General features: G+C 63.7%; 15 protein-coding genes. 5 read left to right on the plus strand and 10 right to left on the minus strand.

The genetic code is table 11. The annotated features are described in order from the left end of the window. Positions 1-153 precede the first annotated feature (153 nt). Entirely contained in the window at positions 154-2,787 is a 2,634-nt protein-coding gene (locus AC1RCO_RS02355; protein ID WP_492617333.1) for an MGH1-like glycoside hydrolase domain-containing protein, read from the plus strand. 49 nt (positions 2,788-2,836) lie between these two features. Here the strand turns inward: AC1RCO_RS02355 and AC1RCO_RS02360 are convergent, their stop codons facing one another. The 3 genes from AC1RCO_RS02360 to AC1RCO_RS02370 form a co-directional block, all read right to left on the minus strand. After that, the gene (locus tag AC1RCO_RS02360) at positions 2,837-4,555 is read right to left on the minus strand and encodes a hydrogenase maturation protein (RefSeq protein ID WP_019094329.1); all 1,719 of its coding nucleotides are present in this window, start codon (positions 4,553-4,555) and stop codon (positions 2,837-2,839) included. A 261-nt stretch (positions 4,556-4,816) separates the two neighbouring features. Further along, positions 4,817-5,131, minus strand: coding sequence for an SCP2 sterol-binding domain-containing protein (locus AC1RCO_RS02365; protein ID WP_011061945.1), 315 nt, complete (start codon positions 5,129-5,131; stop codon positions 4,817-4,819). A 51-nt stretch (positions 5,132-5,182) separates the two neighbouring features. Next, on the minus strand, positions 5,183-5,893 hold the full coding sequence (locus AC1RCO_RS02370; protein WP_492617334.1) for a histidine phosphatase family protein: 711 nt from the start codon (positions 5,891-5,893) through the stop codon (positions 5,183-5,185). Positions 5,894-6,096: 203 nt separating this feature from the next. On the opposite strand from AC1RCO_RS02370, the gene sohB reads away from it, so the two are divergent. Further along, positions 6,097-7,131, plus strand: a complete 1,035-nt coding sequence (gene sohB, locus AC1RCO_RS02375; protein ID WP_492617335.1) for a protease SohB — start codon at positions 6,097-6,099, stop codon at positions 7,129-7,131. 422 nt (positions 7,132-7,553) lie between these two features. Here sohB and AC1RCO_RS02380 read toward each other — a convergent pair whose 3' ends face one another. Together AC1RCO_RS02380 and AC1RCO_RS02385 are read right to left on the minus strand one after the other, a co-directional pair. Continuing rightward, entirely contained in the window at positions 7,554-8,048 is a 495-nt protein-coding gene (locus AC1RCO_RS02380) for a DUF934 domain-containing protein (protein ID WP_011061942.1), read from the minus strand. Next, positions 8,032-9,690, minus strand: a complete 1,659-nt coding sequence (locus AC1RCO_RS02385; protein WP_011061941.1) for a nitrite/sulfite reductase — start codon at positions 9,688-9,690, stop codon at positions 8,032-8,034. The genes AC1RCO_RS02380 and AC1RCO_RS02385 overlap by 17 nt, the downstream gene beginning before the upstream one ends. 596 nt (positions 9,691-10,286) lie before the next feature. Between AC1RCO_RS02385 and AC1RCO_RS02390 the strand changes: the two genes are divergently transcribed. After that, positions 10,287-11,372 carry an ABC transporter substrate-binding protein gene (locus AC1RCO_RS02390; protein ID WP_011061940.1) on the plus strand — a complete coding sequence of 362 codons (1,086 nt, stop codon included), beginning with the start codon at positions 10,287-10,289 and terminating at the stop codon, positions 11,370-11,372. Positions 11,373-11,379: 7 nt separating this feature from the next. Here the strand turns inward: AC1RCO_RS02390 and AC1RCO_RS02395 are convergent, their stop codons facing one another. Next, positions 11,380-11,601 (minus strand): DUF2970 domain-containing protein, encoded by a 222-nt coding sequence (locus AC1RCO_RS02395; RefSeq protein WP_015636084.1) that lies wholly within the window; start codon positions 11,599-11,601, stop codon positions 11,380-11,382. Positions 11,602-11,740: 139 nt separating this feature from the next. Further along, a complete protein-coding gene (metH, locus tag AC1RCO_RS02400; protein ID WP_492617336.1) occupies positions 11,741-15,451 on the minus strand; it encodes a methionine synthase in 3,711 nt (1,236 codons plus the stop codon). A 154-nt stretch (positions 15,452-15,605) separates the two neighbouring features. On the opposite strand from metH, the gene AC1RCO_RS02405 reads away from it, so the two are divergent. Together AC1RCO_RS02405 and nfuA are read left to right on the plus strand one after the other, a co-directional pair. Then, positions 15,606-17,897, plus strand: coding sequence for a fatty acid cis/trans isomerase (locus AC1RCO_RS02405; protein WP_053152490.1), 2,292 nt, complete (start codon positions 15,606-15,608; stop codon positions 17,895-17,897). A gap of 142 nt (positions 17,898-18,039) precedes the next feature. Then, positions 18,040-18,624 carry a Fe-S biogenesis protein NfuA gene (gene nfuA, locus AC1RCO_RS02410; protein WP_011061936.1) on the plus strand — a complete coding sequence of 195 codons (585 nt, stop codon included), beginning with the start codon at positions 18,040-18,042 and terminating at the stop codon, positions 18,622-18,624. 202 nt (positions 18,625-18,826) lie between these two features. Here nfuA and cobM read toward each other — a convergent pair whose 3' ends face one another. From cobM to AC1RCO_RS02425, 3 genes are all read right to left on the minus strand, one after another. Beyond that, positions 18,827-19,573: a precorrin-4 C(11)-methyltransferase gene (gene cobM, locus AC1RCO_RS02415; protein ID WP_019094335.1), complete on the minus strand. Its 747-nt coding sequence runs from the start codon at positions 19,571-19,573 to the stop codon at positions 18,827-18,829. Between the two features lie 82 nt (positions 19,574-19,655). Then, entirely contained in the window at positions 19,656-20,069 is a 414-nt protein-coding gene (locus AC1RCO_RS02420) for a cobalamin biosynthesis protein (RefSeq protein ID WP_011061934.1), read from the minus strand. Beyond that, complete coding sequence (locus AC1RCO_RS02425; protein ID WP_401017833.1) at positions 20,066-20,767, minus strand: CbtA family protein; 702 nt, start codon at positions 20,765-20,767, stop codon at positions 20,066-20,068. Before AC1RCO_RS02425 ends, AC1RCO_RS02420 begins: the two co-directional genes overlap by 4 nt.

A 20,767-nucleotide genomic window follows, 5' to 3' on the forward strand; every position in this document is an offset into this window, starting at 1 on the left:
GGGGTGAAAAATTTAGCCGTAATGGCTCTGGCCCGGATGCCTCGTGGGTTTTTAGGCACCTCGGGCCTTCGTACCGTGAAACATTTGTCACGGGGCAGCGAGACGGGCTGCTCCTACACTGCAAGTCACCTCCATGGCCAAGGACACTCCCCGATGCCGGCAAAATCCACCAGCAGCATCCTCGATACGGTTGAAGGCCGGCGCCTGCAGGGCAGCGACGCCGAGCTCTGGCGCCAGTGGGGGCCATACCTGAGTGAACGGCAGTGGGGCACGGTGCGCGAGGATTACAGCGCCGATGGCGACGCCTGGAGCTACTTCCCCCACGAACATGCCCGCAGCCGTGCCTACCGCTGGGGCGAGGACGGGCTGGCCGGGTTCTCCGACAAGGCCCAGCACTGGTGCCTGGGGCTGGCGCTGTGGAATGAACACGACAGCATTCTCAAGGAGCGTCTGTTCGGCCTGAACAATGCCGAGGGCAACCACGGCGAGGACGTCAAGGAGCTGTACTTCTACCTCGACGGCGTGCCCAGCCATGCCTACATGCGCATGCTCTACAAGTACCCCCATGCGGCCTTTCCCTATGCCGATCTGGTGGCGGAAAACGCCCGTCGCGGCCTGAACGACACCGAGTACGAGATCCTCGATACCGGGGTTTTCGAGGACAACCGCTACTTCGACGTGACGGTGGAATACGCCAAGCACACGGCCGATGACATTTTCATGCACATCACCGTGCACAACCGTTTCCACCAGCCGGCGCGGCTGCGGGTGCTGCCCCAGGTCTGGGCGCGCAACACCTGGAGCTGGGGCGGCAACACACCGCGGCCGAGCATGCGCCTGGAGGGCGACAAGGTGCTGGCGCGGCATGGGCAACTGCCCGACCGGCAGATCACCGCCTGGGGGGCCGAGCCCTGCCAGTGGCTGTTCTGCAACAACGACAGCAATTTCCCCAAGCTGGACGGGCTGGCGTCACCCGGGCCGTTCAAGGATGGTTTCAACGACTACCTGGTGGATGGACAGGCCAGTGCGGTGAGTTTCGATGGTGGCACCCGGGTGGCGGCGCACTTCGTCCTGGATCTGGCGGGCGGCGAGAGCAAGCGCCTGTTCCTGCGCTTTGCCCCGGCCGGTAGCGAACCGGTCAGCGCCCGCCGCCTGTTCGAGCAGCGCCGGCGCGAGGCCGATGAGTTCTACGGGGCGTTGCAGCAAGGTATCGCCAGTAGCGACGCGCGCAATGTCCAGCGCCAGGCCCTGGCGGGGTTGCTGTGGTCCAAGCAGCTGTACTACTTCGACGTCAACCAGTGGCTTGATGGTGATCCCGGCCAGCCGGTACCCCCTAGTGAACGCGAGCATCTGCGCAACACCCATTGGCGCCATCTGTCCAACTGCGACATCGTCTCCATGCCCGACACCTGGGAGTACCCCTGGTATGCCTCCTGGGACTTGGGTTTCCAGGCGGTAGCCTTTGCCCTGATCGATCCCGGCTTTGCCAAGCAGCAGTTATTGCTGCTGGTGAAGGATCGCTTCATGCATCCCAACGGCCAGTTGCCCGCGTACGAGTGGCGTTTTGACGACGCCAATCCGCCGGTGCACGCCTGGGCCTGCTGGCGGGTCTACCAGCAGGAAAAGTGCCTGACTGGCGTCGGTGACCTGGATTTTCTCGAACGCATATTCCACAAGCTGCTGCTGAATTTTTCCTGGTGGGTCAACCGCAAGGACGCAGAAGGCCGCAACCTGTTCCAGGGCGGCTTCCTCGGCCTGGACAATATCGCCCTGTTCGACCGCTCCGCCGCCTTGCCCGAAGGTTTCGCCCTGGATCAGGCCGATGGCACGGCCTGGGTCGCGGCCTATGCCCTGGACCTGATGCGTATCGCCCTGGAACTGGCCAAGCGCAATGGGGTGTACGTGGACATTGCGGTGAAGTTCTTCGAGCACTTCCTGTATATCGCCGGGGCCATCAACCGCGTGGATGAAAGCGCCGAGGGGCTGTGGGACGAACAGGACCAGTTCTTCTACGACGTGCTGCACCGCCCTGATGGGCAGAACGAACCCCTGCGCCTGCGCTCCATCGTCGGCCTGATGCCGCTGTTCGCGGTGCAGGTGCTGGAGCAGCATGAGCACGAAAACCTGCCGGGGCTGGCCCAGCGCCTGCTGGGCTTCTTGCATCACCGGCCGGACCTGGCGAGCCTGGTGTCGCGCTGGTACGAGCCGGGCAAGGGTAACCGCATGCTCCTGGCGCTGTTGCGCGGCGAGCGTACCAAGGACCTGCTCAAGCGCATGCTCGATGACAGCGAGTTCCTCTCGGACTTCGGTATCCGCTCCCTGTCCAAGGCCTTCGAGCAGCCGTTCGCCATGCAGGTGGACGGCAAGCAGTTGTGTGCCCGCTATGTGCCGGCGGAGTCCGATTCACGGTTGTATGGCGGCAACTCCAACTGGCGCGGGCCGCTGTGGATGCCGATCAACTACATGCTGATCGAATCCCTGCGCGAGTTTCACCGCTACTACGACGTCAACTTCTCGGTGGAGTACCCGCGGGGCTCCGGGTATCTGGCGTCCCTGGAGGAAGTGGCCGACGGCTTGAGCCAGCGCCTGACGCGACTGTTTCTGCTGGACGAGGACGGGCGCAGGCCGTCCATGAGCGGCTACCCGCAGTTGCAGGTGGAGGCCGAGGACCGCGAGCTGGTGCTATTCCATGAATACTTCCATGGCGAAACCGGGCGCGGCCTGGGGGCTAGCCACCAGACCGGCTGGACGGCGCTGGTGGCGTTGCTGTTGCAGCCACAGCGCTGAAGTTGTCACCCGGCGACCCGGGCGACGGTTCAGGGGGGGAGGCTTTGGGTCAGCCCACCAGGGCGATGTCCTGGGGTTTGGCCCAGGCTTCGATCAGCCGCTCCGGGGTGCAGCAGGTCTTGCGCTTGTAGACGAAGTTGCTGCACTTCTCGGCGAAGCCCTTGCGGTTCTGCACCATGTCCATGTGCATCTCTTCCAGCTCGGCGTTGCGGCAGTGCTGCATCAGTTGCGGGTCGGCATCCAGCTTGCGCTGGCGCAGGTGCTGGTAGCGCGGGTCGTTGAGCACGCCGTTGGCCCGTTGCAGCAGCCACAGGCCGAACTCGTCCGGGCAGCGCGGGCCGATCTCCTGGACCATGCCCATCTGCAGGGCCTGGAGTGCGCTGATGGGCAGGCAGGCTTCGGTCAGTTGCTTGGCCATGGCCTGGCCGACGGCGCGGGGCAGGCTGTAGGTCCAGTACTCGGAGCCGTACAGGCCCATGCTCTTGTAGTGGGGGTTGTACACGGTGTCGGCGCGGGCCAGGACCACGTCCGCGGCCAGGGCCAGCATCAGGCCGCCAGCGCCGGCATTGCCGGTCAGGCCGCTGACCACCAGTTGGCGGGCGGTGAGCAGTTCCAGGCAGACGTCGTCGATGGCCTGGATATTGGCCCAGGCTTCCAGGCCCGGTACTTCGGCGGCCTGGATCACGTTGAGGTGCACGCCGTTGCTGAAGGCACCGCGGCCGCCACGCACCAGCAGCACCTGGGTGTCCCGGGCCTTGGCCCAGCGCAGGGCGCTGACCAGGCGTTGGCACTGCTCGGTGCTCATGGCGCCGTTGTAGAACTCGAAGGTCAGTTCGCCGACCTTGCCCGTTTCGCGGTAGCGGATAGGTTGGTAGGCCTCGGTGCTGAACGGGCTGTTGGCCACCGACCAGTCCAGCACCGGGACATCGGCCAGGCGCTCGCCGAGCACGTGGCGGGCGGGGCGCTTGAAGGTTTCCTCGCCAGGCTGGGGCTTCTGGCGCAGGGAGCCGATCCACAAGCTGTGATCGCCGCAGGCCACCAGTACTGCGTCGTCGTGCACCGCCAGCAGTTGCCCGGGCATGCCGGTGCGTGAATCCAGGTGGGCGTCGTAGACGTAGTACTGGCCGCCGGCGAGGCTGGCCAGGACGCCGGGCTGACCGTCGGCGGCATCGATGCTGCGCTTGATGAACTGGGCGCTGTCGTGCCAGCTGAAGGTGCGGTCGGATTGCTTCATGTTCGGTTGCAGGCGCCCGAGGACCGAGGGTTTGTCGTAGTCCAGGGGCTGGGGGGTGTAGCCGTTGCGGAATTTCTCCACCACGTCGCGGATACAGTGAATCGCCGCGTCGCTCACCAGGCCGTTGTACAGCTCGGACTTGCGCAGCCCGGCGGGCAGGTTGAATTCGTGGGTCGACCAGATCGGCCCGGCGTCCATTTCTTCCACCGCCTGCAACGCGGTGACGCCCCAGCGCTTGAGTTCCTTGCTGATGGCCCAGTCCAGGGCGCTGGCCCCGCGGTCGCCGACGATGCCGGGGTGGATGATCACCACCGGGCGCTTGGGGTGGCTCCACAGTTGCTGGGGGACCCGGTCCTTGAGGAACGGGCAGATCACCAGGTCGGCCTCGGCCTCTTCGATCTGCCGGCAGACCTCTTCTTCGCTGGTGAACAGCACCACGCTAGGGCGGTGGCCGGCCTGGCGCAGGTCGAGCCAGGCGCGTTGGGTCAGGCCGTTGAAGGCGGTAGACAGCAGGATGATCTTCAGTGATCGCATAATGCAGACTCTTCCGTGAGTGATGGCGGTATGGCAGGTGGCTCCGGCTGAGCCGTCCCTGGCCGCGATGGAAGGCGCAAGAGTAGAGGGGCGTTGCGGGGTGGGAACTGACCGAGATCAATCAAGCGTCTCGCCTGAAATGCCAGCCGCCCAGCGGTATTGATTCAGGGCAAAGGCACGGGCCAGAGCGGTTGCGGCAGCCAGAAACGACGAATCCCGCCACAGGGGCGGGATTCGGGTACAGCCGGACCTTGCGCGGTCTTAGGCTGGGAACAGCTCGCTCAGTTTCATGGCCAGCATCATGTCGCCTTCGGCGCGCAGCTTGCCGCCCATGAAGGCTTGCATGCCGTCGGTCTCGCCGCTGACGATGCCGTCCAGGGTCTCGCCGTCCATCACCAGGGTGACCTGGGCGTCCGGGTTCTCGCCTTCCTTGAGTTCGCAGGTGCTGTCCTTGACGACCAGCGAGAAATGCTTGGAGTCATCGATGCGGAAACCGAAAACCAGGTCCAGGCCGGCAGCGGCAGCTGGGTTGAACTTGGCTTGCATGGCTTGTACGGCGTCAGCTACGGAGGTCATGGTTCGATCCTTTTATGGGGTGGTTACAGCAAGGGTCACAGTAAGCCGGGCTCAACGGAAGGTGATGAACTCCGGGGCCTTCAACAGTTGCAGATGGGCATGACCGTTGAAGGAAGCCAGGGACACCTCGCGACCGCGGAACTTCAGCTGGTTGAGCGAGGTGTTGACGATTTGCCAATTCAGTTCGAAAGCCTGCTGGGCGGGCATCCGGGTAATCAGGTGGAGCAGGGCGGTGATGGTGCCGCCGGAGGTGAACACGGCGATCTTCTGCTGGTTGTTGGCTGCTTCGAGAATCCGTTGCAGGCCGCCCTGGACGCGTTCGACAAAACCCAGCCAGCTTTCCAGGCCAGGTGGGTCGTAGGTGCCGGCCAGCCAGCGCTGGATGATCAGGGCGAAGATGCGCTGGAACTCACCGCGGTTCTGCGCGGCGTTGCGCAGGATGTTCAGGGCTTCGGGTTCCTGGGGCAGCAGGTCGGGCAGCAGGGCGCGGATGATGGCGTCGGCATCGAATTCGTTGAAGGCGGAATCTATTTCCAGGGCCGGGCTGTCAAAGCCTGCGGCGCTCATCTGTTCCAGAGCGGCCTGGGCGGTGTGCTGCTGGCGCCGCAGATCGCCGGACAGGCAGCGATCGAAGCCGATGCCCAGCGCTGCCAGATGTTCGCCGAGCACCGCCGCCTGGCGCACGCCGGTAGCCGACAGCACGTCGTAGTCGTCTGCACCGAAGGAGGCTTGGCCATGTCGAATCAAGTAGATGCTGCCCACGTCCGCGTCATCCCGGTACGTTGAAAGTTTTGCGAGGTTATGAGGATGCCGGTGAGCTGTCAATGAAAAAACATACGCTTGTTTGAAATGATTGTTGGAGCTTGGTTACACAAGGTTTCCCGACTGGTGGCCGACCAGTCGCGCCGGTATGCTTTAGCCCATTACGCCGCTCGTTGGCAGCGGTCCATGTTTGAGGAGTCCCTGTGGAGTTTATCGCCGAATACGCCAGTTTCCTGGCCAAGACCGTGACCCTGGTGGTCGCCATCCTGGTGGTGCTGATCACCGCCGCTGCGCTGCGCAGCAAGGGGCGGCGCAAGGGTGTGGGGCAGTTGCAGGTCAGCAAGCTGAATGATTTCTACAAGGAACTGCGCGAGCGCCTGGAGCAGAGCCTGCTGGACAAGGATCAGCTCAAGGCCCTGCGCAAGGCCAAGAGCAAGACCGAAAAGAGCCAGAAGAAGCACAAGAAACAGCCGGCCGAGGCCAAGCCCCGGGTCTTCGTGCTGGACTTCAATGGCGACATCAAGGCTTCGGCCACCGAAGGGCTGCGCCATGAAATCACTGCCCTGCTGAGCCTGGCAACGCCCAAGGATGAAGTGGTGCTGCGCCTGGAGAGCGGTGGCGGCATGGTCCACAGCTACGGGCTGGCTTCGTCGCAGCTGGCGCGTATCCGCCAGGCCGGTGTGCCGCTGACGGTGTGCATCGACAAGGTAGCGGCCAGCGGCGGCTACATGATGGCCTGCATCGGTGAAAAGATTATCAGCGCGCCGTTCGCCATCCTCGGTTCCATTGGCGTGGTGGCCCAGTTGCCCAACGTCAACCGCCTGCTGAAGAAGCACGACATCGATTTCGAAGTGCTGACCGCTGGTGAGTACAAGCGCACCTTGACGGTGTTTGGCGAAAATACCGAGAAGGGCCGGGAGAAATTCCAGGAAGACCTGGACGTCACCCACCAACTGTTCAAGAACTTCGTTTCCCGCTATCGCCCGCAACTGGCCATTGATGAAGTGGCCACTGGTGAAGTCTGGCTGGGCGTGGCGGCGCAGGAAAAACTGCTGGTGGACGAGTTGCAGACCAGTGACGAATACCTGGCGGACAAGGCCAAGAGTGCCGATGTCTTCCACTTGCACTATGCCGAGCGCAAGAGCCTGCAAGAGCGGGTAGGGCTGGCGGCCAGCGGCTCCATCGACCGCGTGCTGCTGACCTGGTGGAGCCGCCTGACCCAACAGCGCTTCTGGTAACCCCCCCGGCCTTGTAGGCGCTGGCTTTTTGTAGGAGCTGGCTTTGTAGGAGCTGGCTTGCCAGCGAAGGCGATCGCAAGACTTGCACAAGGCCCGAGGGCCTTTTCGCCGGCAAGCCGGCTCCTACAGGAGTGCGTCGTTTGCGGGCGTCTGCTGTAGGAGCTGGCTTGCCAGCGAAGGCGGTTGCAAGATTTGTACAAGGCCTGAGGGCCTTTTCGCCGGCAAGCCGGCTCCTACAGGAGTGTGTCGTTTGCGGGCGTCTGCTGTAGGAGCTGGCTTGCCAGCGAAGGCGGTTGCAAGCTTTGCACAAGGCCCGAGGGCCTCTTCGCCGGCAAGCCGGCTCCTACGGTGAGAGTGGCAGGTCTGCACAAAAAAGCCCTGAACCGGTTTCCCGGTTCAGGGCTTTTTGTTGGCGCCAGGGCTTAGCGGCGACGGAACAGCGGCAGCGGTTCGTCGGTGGCGGCCTGGTAGGTCACCGAGAAGTCCTTGAGGCTTTCCAGGGCTTCGTAGGGGTCCTTGTCGGCCCGCAGTGCATAGGCATCGAAGCCGCAGCGGTGCAGGTAGAACAGCTGGTCGCGCAGTACATCGCCAATCGCTCGCAACTCGCCCTTGTAGCCGTAGCGGTCACGCAGCAGGCGGGCGTTGGAGTAGTTGCGGCCATCGGTGAAGGCCGGGAAGTTCAGGGCAATCACCTGGAACTGCTCGACGTCGTCACCGATTTCCTCGGCTTCTTCGTCCGCATCCAGCCATACGCCCAGGCCGCCATCGCGGGCCTTGAGGGCGTGAGCATGCTCGCGCCACAGGGCCAGTGGCACGATCAGGTCGTCGCAGTTGGAAATGCCGTCGAGGGTCGCGTCCTTGGGCAGCAGGTGCCAGGTTTCGTCGATGACCTCGTTGTTCTTAATGATTCGCTGCATAGACGCGCTCCTTGAAGAGGTCGATGCCAATACGTTGATAGGTGTCGATGAAGCGTTCGTCTTCGGTACGTTGTTCCACGTACACGTCGATCAGCTTCGAGATCACGTCGGGCATGTCGTCCTGGGCGAAGGACGGGCCGAGGATCTTGCCCAGGCTGGCGTCGCGGCTGGCGCTGCCACCCAGGGACACCTGGTAGAACTCCTCGCCTTTCTTGTCCACCCCGAGGATGCCGATGTGGCCCACGTGGTGGTGGCCGCAGGCGTTCATGCAGCCGGAGATGTTCAGGTCCAGTTCACCGATGTCGAACAGGTAGTCCAGGTCGTCGAAACGGCGCTGGATGGATTCGGCGATCGGGATCGACTTGGCGTTGGCCAGGGAGCAGAAGTCGCCGCCCGGGCAGCAGATGATGTCGGTCAAGAGGCCGATGTTCGGCGTGGCGAAGCCGTTCTCCCGCAACTCGCCCCACAGGGTGAACAGTTGGCTCTGCTCGACGTCGGCGAGAATGATGTTCTGCTCGTGGGAGGTGCGCAGCTGGCCGAAACTGTAACGGTCGGCCAGGTCGGCGATGGCGTCGAACTGCTTGTCGGTAACGTCTCCCGGCGCTACGCCGGTGGGCTTGAGCGACAGGGTCACGGCCACGTAGCCCGGCTTCTTGTGGGCCAGGGTGTTGCGCGTGCGCCAGCGGGCAAAGCCCGGGTGCTGCTGGTCCAGGGCGGCCAGTTCGGCGTCCTGGTTGCTCAGGGTCTTGTAGTCCGGGTCGACGAAGTGCTTGGCCACGCGATGCACTTCGGCATCGGTCAGGGTGGTCTGGCCGCCGCGCAGGTGGGCCATCTCGGCCTCGACCTTCTCGGCGAACACTTCAGGGGTCAGGGCCTTGACCAGGATCTTGATCCGCGCCTTGTACTTGTTGTCACGCCGGCCGTAGCGGTTGTAGACCCGCAGGATGGCGTCGAGGTAGCTCAGCAGGTCCTGCCAGGGCAGGAACTCGTTGATGAAGGCACCGACCACCGGGGTACGGCCCAGGCCGCCACCCACCAGCACGCGGAAACCCAGCTCGCCGGCGGCGTTGTACACAGGCTCAAGGCCGATGTCATGGACTTCGATGGCCGCGCGGTCAGAGGTCGAGCCGTTGATGGCGATCTTGAACTTGCGCGGCAGGTAGGCAAATTCCGGGTGGAAGGTGGTCCACTGGCGGACGATCTCGCACCAGGGGCGCGGGTCGATCAGCTCGTCGGCGGCGACACCGGCGAACTGGTCGGTGGTGACGTTGCGCAGGCAGTTGCCGCTGGTCTGGATCGCGTGCATCTGCACGGTGGCCAGTTCGGCGAGGATGTCCGGGATGTCTTCCAGGGCCGGCCAGTTGAACTGCACGTTCTGCCGGGTACTGATGTGCGCGTAGCCCTTGTCGTAGTCGCGGGCAATCTTGGCCATCATCCGCGCTTGGCGCGAGGTCAGTTGGCCGTAAGGCACGGCGACCCGCAGCATCGGGGCAAAACGTTGGATATAAAGGCCATTCTGCAGGCGCAGGGGGCGGAATTCTTCTTCGCTCAGCTCGCCTGCCAGATAGCGTCGGGTCTGATCACGGAACTGCTTGACGCGGTCCTCGATGATCCGCTGATCGTACTCGTCGTATACGTACATATAGGTCCAGTTCTCAGGCTACAGGCGGCGCTCAAGCGCACTTGGCAAATACTGCGGTGAACGGCTTCGGTACGCTGCTCGGACTGGCGTCCAGCGCGGTTTTCGCCGGTCTCACCTCGTCTTGCCTTCGTTCACGCTTCACGCCACCCATGTAAGCAAATCTGCGCGCACGGCCGCGCACTCCCAACGGAGCCGCCGAACGATACCAGTTTGCGGTTATGCGCAAAAGTGATGTTTGAGTATATGCACAGAACCAAAACGACTAACGGTAGGGGCGTGAGAGTAACCCCATTTGTGGTAGGGGCAATCCTGGTCTTAACTGTGGACGTGTCTTTGAGCAGTCACCGACAAAATCTACTAGAGGCGATGCTATGAGCCATCCAACCAAAGTAAGGAAAAGTGACAGTAGCGTTGATGCTTGGGCCATTCTCTTTCTGATCATACTGGTCGTGGGTACGGCCGTGTTCTGGGTCAGTCACCAGTAGTCGAGCGATAAAAAAGAGCCTGAATTGTCGGACAATCATGACAATTTGCCGCCGTTGGCCAGCACTTTGCCAGTTATACTGCCTGGGCGAAATTCTGGGGCTCTTCTCGTAATGTTCAAGCGTCTGTGCAAGTGGCTGTTGTGCCTGAGTCTGCCGTTCTGGGCGGTCGCTCATGCCACATCGGTGGTGTTTCTCAATCCCGGCAATTCCACGGAGACCTTCTGGGTCAGTTATTCGCAGTTCATGCAGGCCGCGGCCCGGGACCTGGGGCTTGACCTGCGCATCCTCTATGCCGAGCGCGATCCGCAGAACACTCTGCAGCAGGCCCGGGAGCTGTTCCAGGGCCGCGACAAACCCGATTACCTGATGCTGGTGAACGAACAGTACGTGGCTCCGCAGATCCTGCGTCTGTCCCAGGGTTCCGGGATCAAGCTGTTTATCGTCAACAGCCCTTTGACCCTGGACCAGCGGGAACTGATCGGGCAGAGCCGGCAGAACTATTCGGACTGGATCGGCAGCATGGTGGGCGACGATGAGGAAGCCGGCTACCGCATGCTCAAGGAGCTGCTGCACAAGCTTGGGCCGGTCCCGGCAGGGCACGGCATCGAACTGCTTGCATTTTCCGGGCTCAAGGTCACACCTGCGGCGCAGTTGCGCGAGCGCGGCTTGCGCCGGGCCCTGGCCGAACATCCGCAGGTGCATTTGCGTCAGTTGGTCTATGGCGAATGGAACCGGGAGCGCGCCTACCGCCAGGCGCAACAGTTGCTCAAGCGCTACCCGAAAACCCAACTGGTCTGGTCGGCCAATGACGAAATGGCCCTGGGGGCCATGCAAGCGGCCCGGGAACTGGGCCGCAAGCCGGGAACGGATCTGCTGTTCAGTGGAGTCAACAGTTCGCCCGAGGCCTTGCAGGCCCTGATCGACGGCAAGTTGTCGGTGCTGGAGGCGGGGCACTTCACCCTAGGGGGCTGGGCCCTGGTGGCGTTGCACGATGATGCCCTGGGGCTGGACGCCCGGCGCCTGGGCGGGCCGGATTGGCAACTGTCGCTGTTCCAGGCATTGACCCCGGCCCAGGCCCGGCAGTTGCTGCGCCTGGGGGATCAGGTGGGCACCAGGGTCGATTTTCGCGGGCTGTCCGCCCAAGGCAAGCCGGACAGCTACCGCTATCCCTTCGGTTTGCAGCTGTTGCTGCGCTGACGCCGCTTCAGACCCCCGCCAGGTGCATCGCCAGGTTGGCGATGCCCAGCAGCACCAGAACAAACAGGGTGGTGAACAGAATGCCCAGCACGATGAAGTGGCTGGGCTTGCCGTGGCTGAAGTCGCGGGCGCGGTTCTTCCCGCTCTGTACGCCGAAGGCGGCGGCCAGCACGCTTTGCAGCATCTGCAGGAAGGTCGGAGGCTGATTGTCCTTGCTTGGATCGTCCATAAATCCCTCGACACGGTTGGGTGTCAACAGAGCATAGACAATGCCGCCCGGGGTGGCGGGCGGCTGCAGGAATGGGCTTGCCAGCGAAGAGGCCCAGGGGACCGCCTTCGCCGGCAAGCCGGCTCCTGCACAACGTGGGTCAGTTGTCGTAGCCCAGGTTGGGTGCCAGCCAGCGTTCACTCACGGCCAGGTCCTGGCCCTTGCGTTCGGTGTAGCTCTGGACCTGGTCCTGGTCGACCTTGCCCACGGCGAAGTACTGCGCCTGCGGGTGAGCGAAGTACCAGCCGCTGACGGCGGCCGCCGGGAACATGGCGAAGTGCTCGGTAAGGAACACGCCGCTACGGCCGGCACGGCCTTCGCTGGCCTCGGGGTCGAGCAGGGCGAACAGGGTGCTCTTCTCGGTATGGTCCGGGCAGGCCGGGTAGCCCGGGGCAGGGCGGATACCGCTGTACTGCTCCTTGATCAGTGCCTCGTTGTCCAGTTGTTCGTCCTTGGCATAACCCCAGTACTCCTTGCGCACCTGCTGGTGCAGCCACTCGGCGCAGGCTTCGGCCAGGCGATCGGCCAGGGCCTTGACCATGATCGAGTTGTAGTCGTCACCGGCATCCTGGTAGGCCTTGGCCACTTCTTCGGCACCGATTCCGGCGGTGGTGATGAAGCCGCCGACGTAGTCGGTGACGCCGCTGTCCTTGGGCGCGACGAAGTCGGCCAGGGAGAAGTTCGGCTTGCCATCGGTCTTGATGATCTGCTGGCGCAGGTGGTGCAGGCGCGCCAGGGGCTGGCCGTCATCGCCGTAGACTTCCAGGTCGTCGTCCTGCACCTGGTTGGCCGGCCAGAAGCCGAACACGGCGCGGGCGCTGATCAGCTTTTCGTTGATCAGCTTGTCGAGCATCTCCCGGGCGTCCTTGTACAGCGCGGTGGCAGCTTCGCCCACCACTTCGTCTTCGAGGATGCGCGGGAACTTGCCGGCCAGGTCCCAGGAGATGAAGAACGGCGTCCAGTCGATGTATTCGGCCAGCACCTTGAGGTCGATGTTGTCCAGCACCCGGGCGCCGGTGAAGGTCGGTTTGACCGGCTGGTAGCTGCTCCAGTCGAACTGCGGCTTCTTGGCGATGGCCGCCGGGTAGCTCAGGCGCTCGGTGCGGGCGCTGCGGTTGGCGGTGCGCTCGCGCACTTCCACGTATTCCTCGCGGGTCTTCTGCACGAAGCCGGCCTTGAGCTCCTTGGACAGTAGCTGGGTGGCCACGCCCACCGCGCGGGAGGCGTCGGTGACGTAGACCACCGCGTCATTGCTGTACTTGGGCTCGATCTTCACCGCAGTGTGGGCCTTGGAGGTGGTGGCGCCACCGATCATCAGCGGCAGGTGGAAATCCTGGCGCTGCATCTCGCGGGCGACGTGGACCATCTCGTCCAGGGACGGGGTGATCAGCCCGGACAGGCCGATGATGTCGCACTTCTGCTCCTTGGCCACCTGCAGGATCTTCTCCGCCGGCACCATCACCCCGAGGTCGACGATGTCGTAGCCGTTGCAGCCCAGGACCACGCCGACGATGTTCTTGCCGATGTCGTGCACGTCGCCCTTGACCGTGGCCATGAGGATCTTGCCCTTGGCTTCCGGCTTGTCGCCTTTTTCCAGCTCGATGAAGGGAATCAGGTGGGCCACCGCCTGTTTCATTACCCGGGCGGATTTAACCACCTGGGGCAGGAACATCTTGCCGGCGCCGAACAGGTCGCCGACCACGTTCATGCCGGACATCAGCGGGCCTTCGATCACCTCGATCGGGCGGCTGAAGCTCTGGCGCGACTCTTCGGTGTCTTCGACGATATGGGTGGTGATGCCCTTGACCAGCGCGTGTTCCAGGCGCTTGTTGACGTCCCAGCTGCGCCATTCCTCGGTTTCCGCTTCCTTGACGCTACCGTCGCCCTTGAACTGGTCGGCGATGGCCAGCAGCGCGTCGGTGCCGTTGGGCGTGCGGTTGAGCACCACGTCTTCCACGGCGTCGCGCAGCTGTTGCGGGATCTGGTCGTAGATCTCCAGCTGGCCGGCGTTGACGATGCCCATGGTCAGGCCGTTGCGGATCGCGTACAGCAGGAACACCGAGTGGATCGCTTCACGCACCGGGTTGTTGCCGCGGAACGAGAACGACACGTTGGACACACCGCCGGAGCTCAGGGCATAGGGCAGCTCGTCGCGGATGTAGGCGCAGGCGTTGATGAAATCAACGGCGTAGTTGTTGTGTTCCTCGATGCCGGTGGCTACGGCGAAGATGTTCGGGTCGAAGATGATGTCTTCCGGTGGGAAGCCCACTTCATTGACCAGGATGTCGTAGGAGCGCTTGCAGATTTCCTTCTTGCGCGCCTCGGTATCGGCCTGGCCGACCTCGTCGAAGGCCATCACCACCACGGCGGCGCCGTAGCGCTTGCACAGCCTGGCATGGTGAATGAACTGCTCGACGCCTTCCTTCATGCTGATGGAGTTGACGATGCCCTTGCCCTGGATGCACTTGAGGCCGGCCTCGATCACTTCCCACTTGGAAGAGTCGATCATGATCGGCACGCGGGAGATGTCCGGCTCCCCGGCGATCAGATTGAGGAAGGTCACCATGGCCTTCTTCGAATCCAGCATCCCCTCGTCCATGTTGATGTCGATCACCTGGGCGCCGGCTTCCACCTGCTGCAGGGCGACTTCCAGGGCTTCGGTGTAGTTGTCCTCGCGGATCAGCCGGGCGAACTTGGCCGAGCCGGTGATGTTGGTGCGCTCGCCGACGTTCACGAACAGCGAGTTGCGATCGATGGTGAAGGGCTCCAGGCCCGACAGGCGGCAGGCCTTGGGGATGTCCGGGATCTGTCGCGGGGCATAACCGGCCACGGCCTTGGCGATGGCGCCGATATGCCCCGGGGTGGTGCCGCAGCAGCCGCCGACGATGTTGAGGAAGCCGCTCTGGGCGAACTCTTCGATGACCTTGGCGGTTTGTTCCGGCAACTCGTCGTACTCGCCGAACTCGTTCGGCAGGCCGGCGTTGGGGTGCGCCGAGACGTGGGTGCTGGCCTTGTTCGACAGCTCTTCCAGATAGGGGCGCAGCTCGCTGGCGCCCAGGGCGCAGTTCAGGCCCACCGAGATCGGCTTGGCGTGGGCCACGGAGTTCCAGAAGGCTTCGGTGGTCTGGCCGGAGAGGGTGCGCCCGGAAGCATCGGTGATGGTCCCGGAAATCATGATCGGCAGTTCGAAGCCCAACTCCTCGAACACGCCCTGCACGGCGAAGATCGCGGCCTTGGCGTTCAAGGTGTCGAAGATGGTCTCGATCAGGATCAGGTCGGCACCGCCTTCGATCAGGCCCTTGGTGGCCTCGGTGTAGTTTTCCACCAGTTCATCGAAGGTGACGTTACGGTAGCCGGGGTTGTTGACGTCCGGCGACAGCGAGCAGGTGCGGCTGGTCGGGCCCAGGACGCCAGCGACGAAACGTGGCTTGTCCGGGGTCTCGAGGGTTTTCGCGTCCGCCACCTTGCGCGCCAGGCGGGCGCCTTCTACGTTCAATTCGTAGACCAGTTCTTCCATGCCGTAGTCGGCCTGGGACACTTGGGTGGCGTTGAAGGTGTTGGTCTCGAGGATGTCGGCACCGGCATCCAGGTAGGCTTTTTCGATGGCGCCGATCACGTCCGGGCGGGTCAGCACCAACAGGTCGTTGTTGCCCTTGACGTCGCTGGGCCAGTCGGCGAAGCGCTTGCCACGGTAGTCATGTTCTTCGAGCTTGTAGCTCTGGATCATGGTGCCCATGCCGCCATCGAGAATCAGAATGCGCTCTTTGAGGGCTTGCTGGAGGGCGTGGAGGCGAGCACTGCGATCGGACATGAGAACTACCTGGTAAGGCCATTACGAAGGGCGGCGATCATAGCAAACCTGCATGGTTTTGCGGCATGCGTGGTTTTTGCATGAATATCGTTCATGTTGGTCGAGGGGTGAGACCGGTAGAATCGCGGCGTTTTTTTCTTTCGGGACCAGGGACATGCCGTTTCGTTTTATCGTCAGCAGCGCGCTGCTGCTTCTGAGTTCAGTGTGCCTGGCACAAGGTCCGGCGCCGGCGATTTCCTATACCCGCGACATCCAGCCGATCTTTACCGAGAAATGCGTGGCCTGTCATGCCTGTTACGACTCCGCCTGTCAGCTCAACCTGGGCAGTGGTGAAGGGGCCAGCCGCGGTGCTTCGAAGATTCCGGTGTACGACGGCGAGCGCAGCAAGGCCCAAGCGCCTACGCGGCTGTTCTATGACGCCACTGGCCAGCGTGCCTGGCAGCAGAAGGGCTTCTATTCGGTGCTTGACGCCCAGGGCAGCCAGGCGGCGCTGATGGCGCGCATGCTGGAACTGGGCCATCGCACCCCGCTGCAACCCAACGCCAAGTTGCCCAGCGAGATCGCCCTGGGCCTGAGCCGCGAGAACATGTGCCCGCAGCCGGCGGAGTTCGACGCCTATGCCGGGGCTCACCCCAAGGAAGGCATGCCCCTGGCGGTCACCGGCCTGACCGATCAGCAATACCTGACCCTGCAACGCTGGCTGGCCTCGGGCGCGCCCATCGACGAGCAAGGCCTGGCCCCCAGTGCCCGGGAAAGCCTGCAAGTGGCTCAGTGGGAAAACCTGCTCAACGCCCCTGGCGCCCGGGAGAGCCTGGTGGCGCGCTGGCTCTACGAACACTTGTTCCTCGCCCATCTCTATTTTGAAGGCGGAGAGCCGGGGCATTTCTTCCAGTGGGTGCGTTCCCGTACCCCCAGTGGCCAGCCCATCGACCTGATCAACACCCGTCGCCCCAACGACGACCCGGGCACCCAGGTGTACTACCGCCTGTGGCCGGTGCAAGGGGTGATCGTGCACAAGACCCATATCACCTACCCGCTGAGCGCGGCGAAGATGGCCCGAGTCAAGACCCTGTTCTACAGCGGCGACTGGCAGGTCACGGCCCTGCCGGGCTACGGGCCGGCGCGCCGGGCCAACCCGTTCGAGACCTTCGAGGCGATTCCGGCCAAGGCCCGCTACCAGTTCATGCTGGATAACGCCGAATACTTCGTGCGCACCTTTATCCGTGGCCCGGTGTGCCGCGGGCAGATCGCCACCGACGTGATCCGCGACAACTTCTGGGCGCTGTTCCAGGCCCCCGAACATGACCTGTACATCACCGACCCGGCCTATCGCGGCCAGGCCACGCCGTTGCTGGCCATGCCCGGGCAGAACGACGACGTCGGCAGCGTGCTCAGCCTGTGGCTGGCCTATCGCGACAAGCGCAACGAGTACGAGGCCCTGCGCCGCGATTCCTATGCCGATTCGCCGGCGCCCAGCTGGTCGACCCTGTGGGCCGGCAACGACAACGCGCTGCTGAGCATCTTCCGCCACTTCGACAGCGCCTCGGTGACCAAGGGCCTGATCGGCGAAGTGCCACAGACGATGTGGCTGTTCGACTACCCGCTGCTGGAGCGCACCTACTATCAATTGGCGGTGAACTTCGACGTGTTCGGCAACGTCTCCCACCAGGCCCAGACCCGGTTGTACTTCGACCTGATCCGCAATGGCGCGGAGCAGAACTTCCTGCGCCTGATGCCCGCCGGCACTCGCGAGGATTTCCTCGACGATTGGTACCAGAACAGTGGCAAGTTCAAGATGTGGCTGGATTACGAGTCCATCGACGACGACAAGCGCAGCGCGCTGAAGCTCGACCTCAAGGACCCGAAAAAGGACTTCGCCAACCAGTTGCTGGCCCGCTATGGCGACCTCAACGCCAAGCCGGATCCGATCAACCGCTGTGACAGCGCCTACTGCTCACGCCCGAACATCGACCCGGCGCTGCAGGATGCCGAGCAGGCCCTGAGCCGCCTGGCATCGCGCCCGGCGGCGGGCCTCAAGGTCATCGAACAGTTGCCGGAAGCGACCCTGCTGCGTGTCCAGACCGCCAGCGGTAAGCGCGAGTTCTACAGCATGCTGCGCAACCGCGCCCACAGTAACGTGGCCTTCATGCTCGGCGAGTCGCTGCGCTATCAGCCGGGGCTGGACACCCTGACCATATTCCCGGGGATTCTCAGCAGCTATCCGAACTTCATGTTCAACGTACCGGCCGGGCAAGTGCCGGAGTTCGTCGACGCCATGCAGGCGGCCCGGGACGCCGCCAGCTTCGAGAAGATCGTCGAGCGCTGGGGCATCCGCCGCAGCCATCCGCAGTTCTGGCAGTACTTCCATGACCAGACCCGCTACCTGCAGGAAACCGACCCGGTGGAAGCCGGGGTCCTGGACATGAACCGTTACGAAAACCTCTGACATAGAGCTGTGATCGTCCCCGGACTGCGCCTTGGCGCGGTCCGGGGACGCTCTATACCAAAGTCTATCCCGACAAAAATACTAGGACTTTGTCAGCGGCTTGGATTGGCGTAAACTGCGCCCACGTCTGCGAGGAACCACCATGAGCGCCATAACCATTACCGACGCCGCCCACGATTATCTGGCTGATCTGCTATCCAAGCAGAACACCCCGGGGATTGGCATCCGCATCTTCATCACCCAGCCAGGGACTCAGTACGCCGAGACCTGCATCGCCTATTGCAAGCCGGGCGAAGAGAAACCCGAAGACAAGGCCCTGGGCCTGAAAAGCTTCACCGCCTACATCGACGCCTTCAGCGAAGGTTTCCTCGATGATGCGGTGGTCGACTACGCCACCGACCGCATGGGCGGCCAGCTGACCATCAAGGCGCCCAACGCCAAGGTGCCGATGGTCAATGCCGACAGCCCGGTCAACGAGCGCATCAACTACTACCTGCAAACCGAGATCAACCCGGGGCTGGCCAGCCACGGCGGCCAGGTCAGCCTGATCGACGTGGTCGAGGACGGCATTGCTGTGTTGCAGTTCGGCGGCGGTTGCCAGGGCTGCGGCCAGGCCGACGTGACCTTGAAGGAAGGCATCGAGCGCACCCTGCTCGAGCGCATTCCGGAGCTCAAGGGCGTACGTGACGTCACCGACCACACGCAGAAAGAAAACGCCTACTACTAAGGCGTTCGCTGCGACTTGAAAAAACGGCGCCCCGTGAGCGCCGTTTTTTTATGCCCCCAAGCCAGCTCCTACAAAGCGTCCAGCGCGGCAACATAGGAACTCCCACCTCGTAGGAGCCGGCTTGCCGGCGAATGGGCCCTCAAGCCTTGCACGATGCCAAGATCGCCTTCGCTGGCAAGCCAGCTCCTACACAGGGTGTGTGTCAGGGGCGATAGAGGTGTGCGTGCCCGGCGCGGTACAGCGACGATTCGCTGAATGCATCCGTGGCGAGCACCCGGCCCACCAGGATCAGTGCCGTGCGCCGAAAACCCTTGGCCGCCACCTGATCGACGATGTCCGCCAGGGTTCCCAGGGCCCAGTCCTGATCCGGCCAGGTGGCGCGGTGCACCACTGCAATCGGGCAGTCTGCGCCGTAGTGGGGCAGCAACTCGGCAACGATCTTCGATAGGTGATTGACCCCCAGGTGGATGGCCATGGTGGCGCCGTGGGCCGCCAGGCTGGCGAAATCCTCGCCGGCAGGCATCGCGGTCTTGTCCGCGTAGCGGGTAAGAATCACGCTTTGGGAGACGTCCGGCAGGGTCAGTTCGGCCCCCAGCAGGGCAGCGCAGGCGGCGGTGGCGGTGACCCCGGGGATGATCTCGAAGGGGATGCCCAGCTCCCGCAGGCAGCGGATCTGCTCGCCGATGGCGCCATACAGGCTCGGGTCGCCGGAATGCACCCGGGCCACGTCCTGGCCCCGGGCATGGGCCTGCTTGATGGCCTCGATGATCTGCTCCAGGTGCAGTTCGGCGCTATTGATCACCCGCTCCGCGCGGTGCCCGTCGAGCACTGCCTGGGGGACCAGGGAGCCGGCGTAGATGATCACCGGGCAACGATGGATCAGGCGCTGGCCCTTGACGGTGATCAGTTCCGGGTCGCCGGGGCCGGCGCCGATGAAATAGACAGTCATGGCTGTGTCCTGTGAAAAAAGGTCGGGAGCCGTGCTTCAGATGAAGATTGCTCATGATCGAAGGCGGGAATTATCGGGGATTCTACCGGGCGGCGACCAATGCCAGGGTGGCCTGGGCGTATTTTTGCCGGGGAACAAGCAGTGTGGCCGGGCCGGGTGACAGCTGTTCGGCCAGGGCCAGGGCGGCACTTTCGGCCACGCCGTAGCAGCCGGTACGTTCGAAGGCGATTTGCGAGCGGTGGCTCAGGCGCAGGGCAAAGGGGGCGAGCTGGCCGCTGCTGAAACAGGTCAGCGGCAGTTCCAGTTGCTCCGCCAGTTGCAGCAGGCCGGGTTCGTTGCGCTTGAGGTCGATGCTGGCCAGGGCCAGGACCTGTCGGGCCTGCCACTGGTGCGCCGCCAGGACCTGGTCGAGCAAGGCGCGCAGCGTGGTCACCGGGCAGCCTTTCTGGCAGCCCAGGCCGACCACCAGGGTCGGCGCTGCGCTCACTTCGATCATGCCGAGTACTGGCCCGCGCTCTTGCGCCGGAACAACCAGGCGCTGATCAGCCCGAGGGCCAGCCAGAAGGCCGCATTGGTCAGCTGCGAGGCGATCTTGAATTGCGCTTCCAGTTCTTCCGGGGCCAGCATCGAATGCACTTCCGGCTGCGGCGCGCCGATCACGTGGGGTACGGCGATGATGGCCGCGCCCAGGACCTTCAGCAGCCAGTTGCGGGCGAACACGATCAGGGCAATGCCCACAGCGGTGGAGGCGGCGGTGCCGACCCACCAGATCTGCCGCTGTGCCAGGTCGGCTGCGGCGGTGCCCGGCAGTTCCGGCGGCAGGCCCAGGGTCGGCGCCAGGCAGAAGGTGGCATAGCCGGCCAGGCCCCAGAGCAGGCCCTGGGACGTGCGGTTCGGCGCGCGCAGGGTGTAGAGGCCGGCCAGCATCAGGGCGAAGCCCACGGCCACCACCAGGTTGCCTCCGGTGGTGGACAGCACGCGCTGCCAGCCGTCTTCCGGCTCCCAGGCTTCGGCATCGTGGCTGTGGACGGCCATGGCGCCTTCGGCGTGCTCATGGACTTCGGCCGCGGGGGCCTTTTCATAGGTTTCCGCCTGCAGGATCAACGGGGCGACCCAGAAGCTTTGCAGCAGGGTCAGCAGCAGGGCGGCCAAGAGGCCGGTGAAACCTGCGGTTTGCGCGATACGCTTGATCAT

Source organism: Pseudomonas sp. GW823-FHT03E05, from assembly GCF_058796855.1.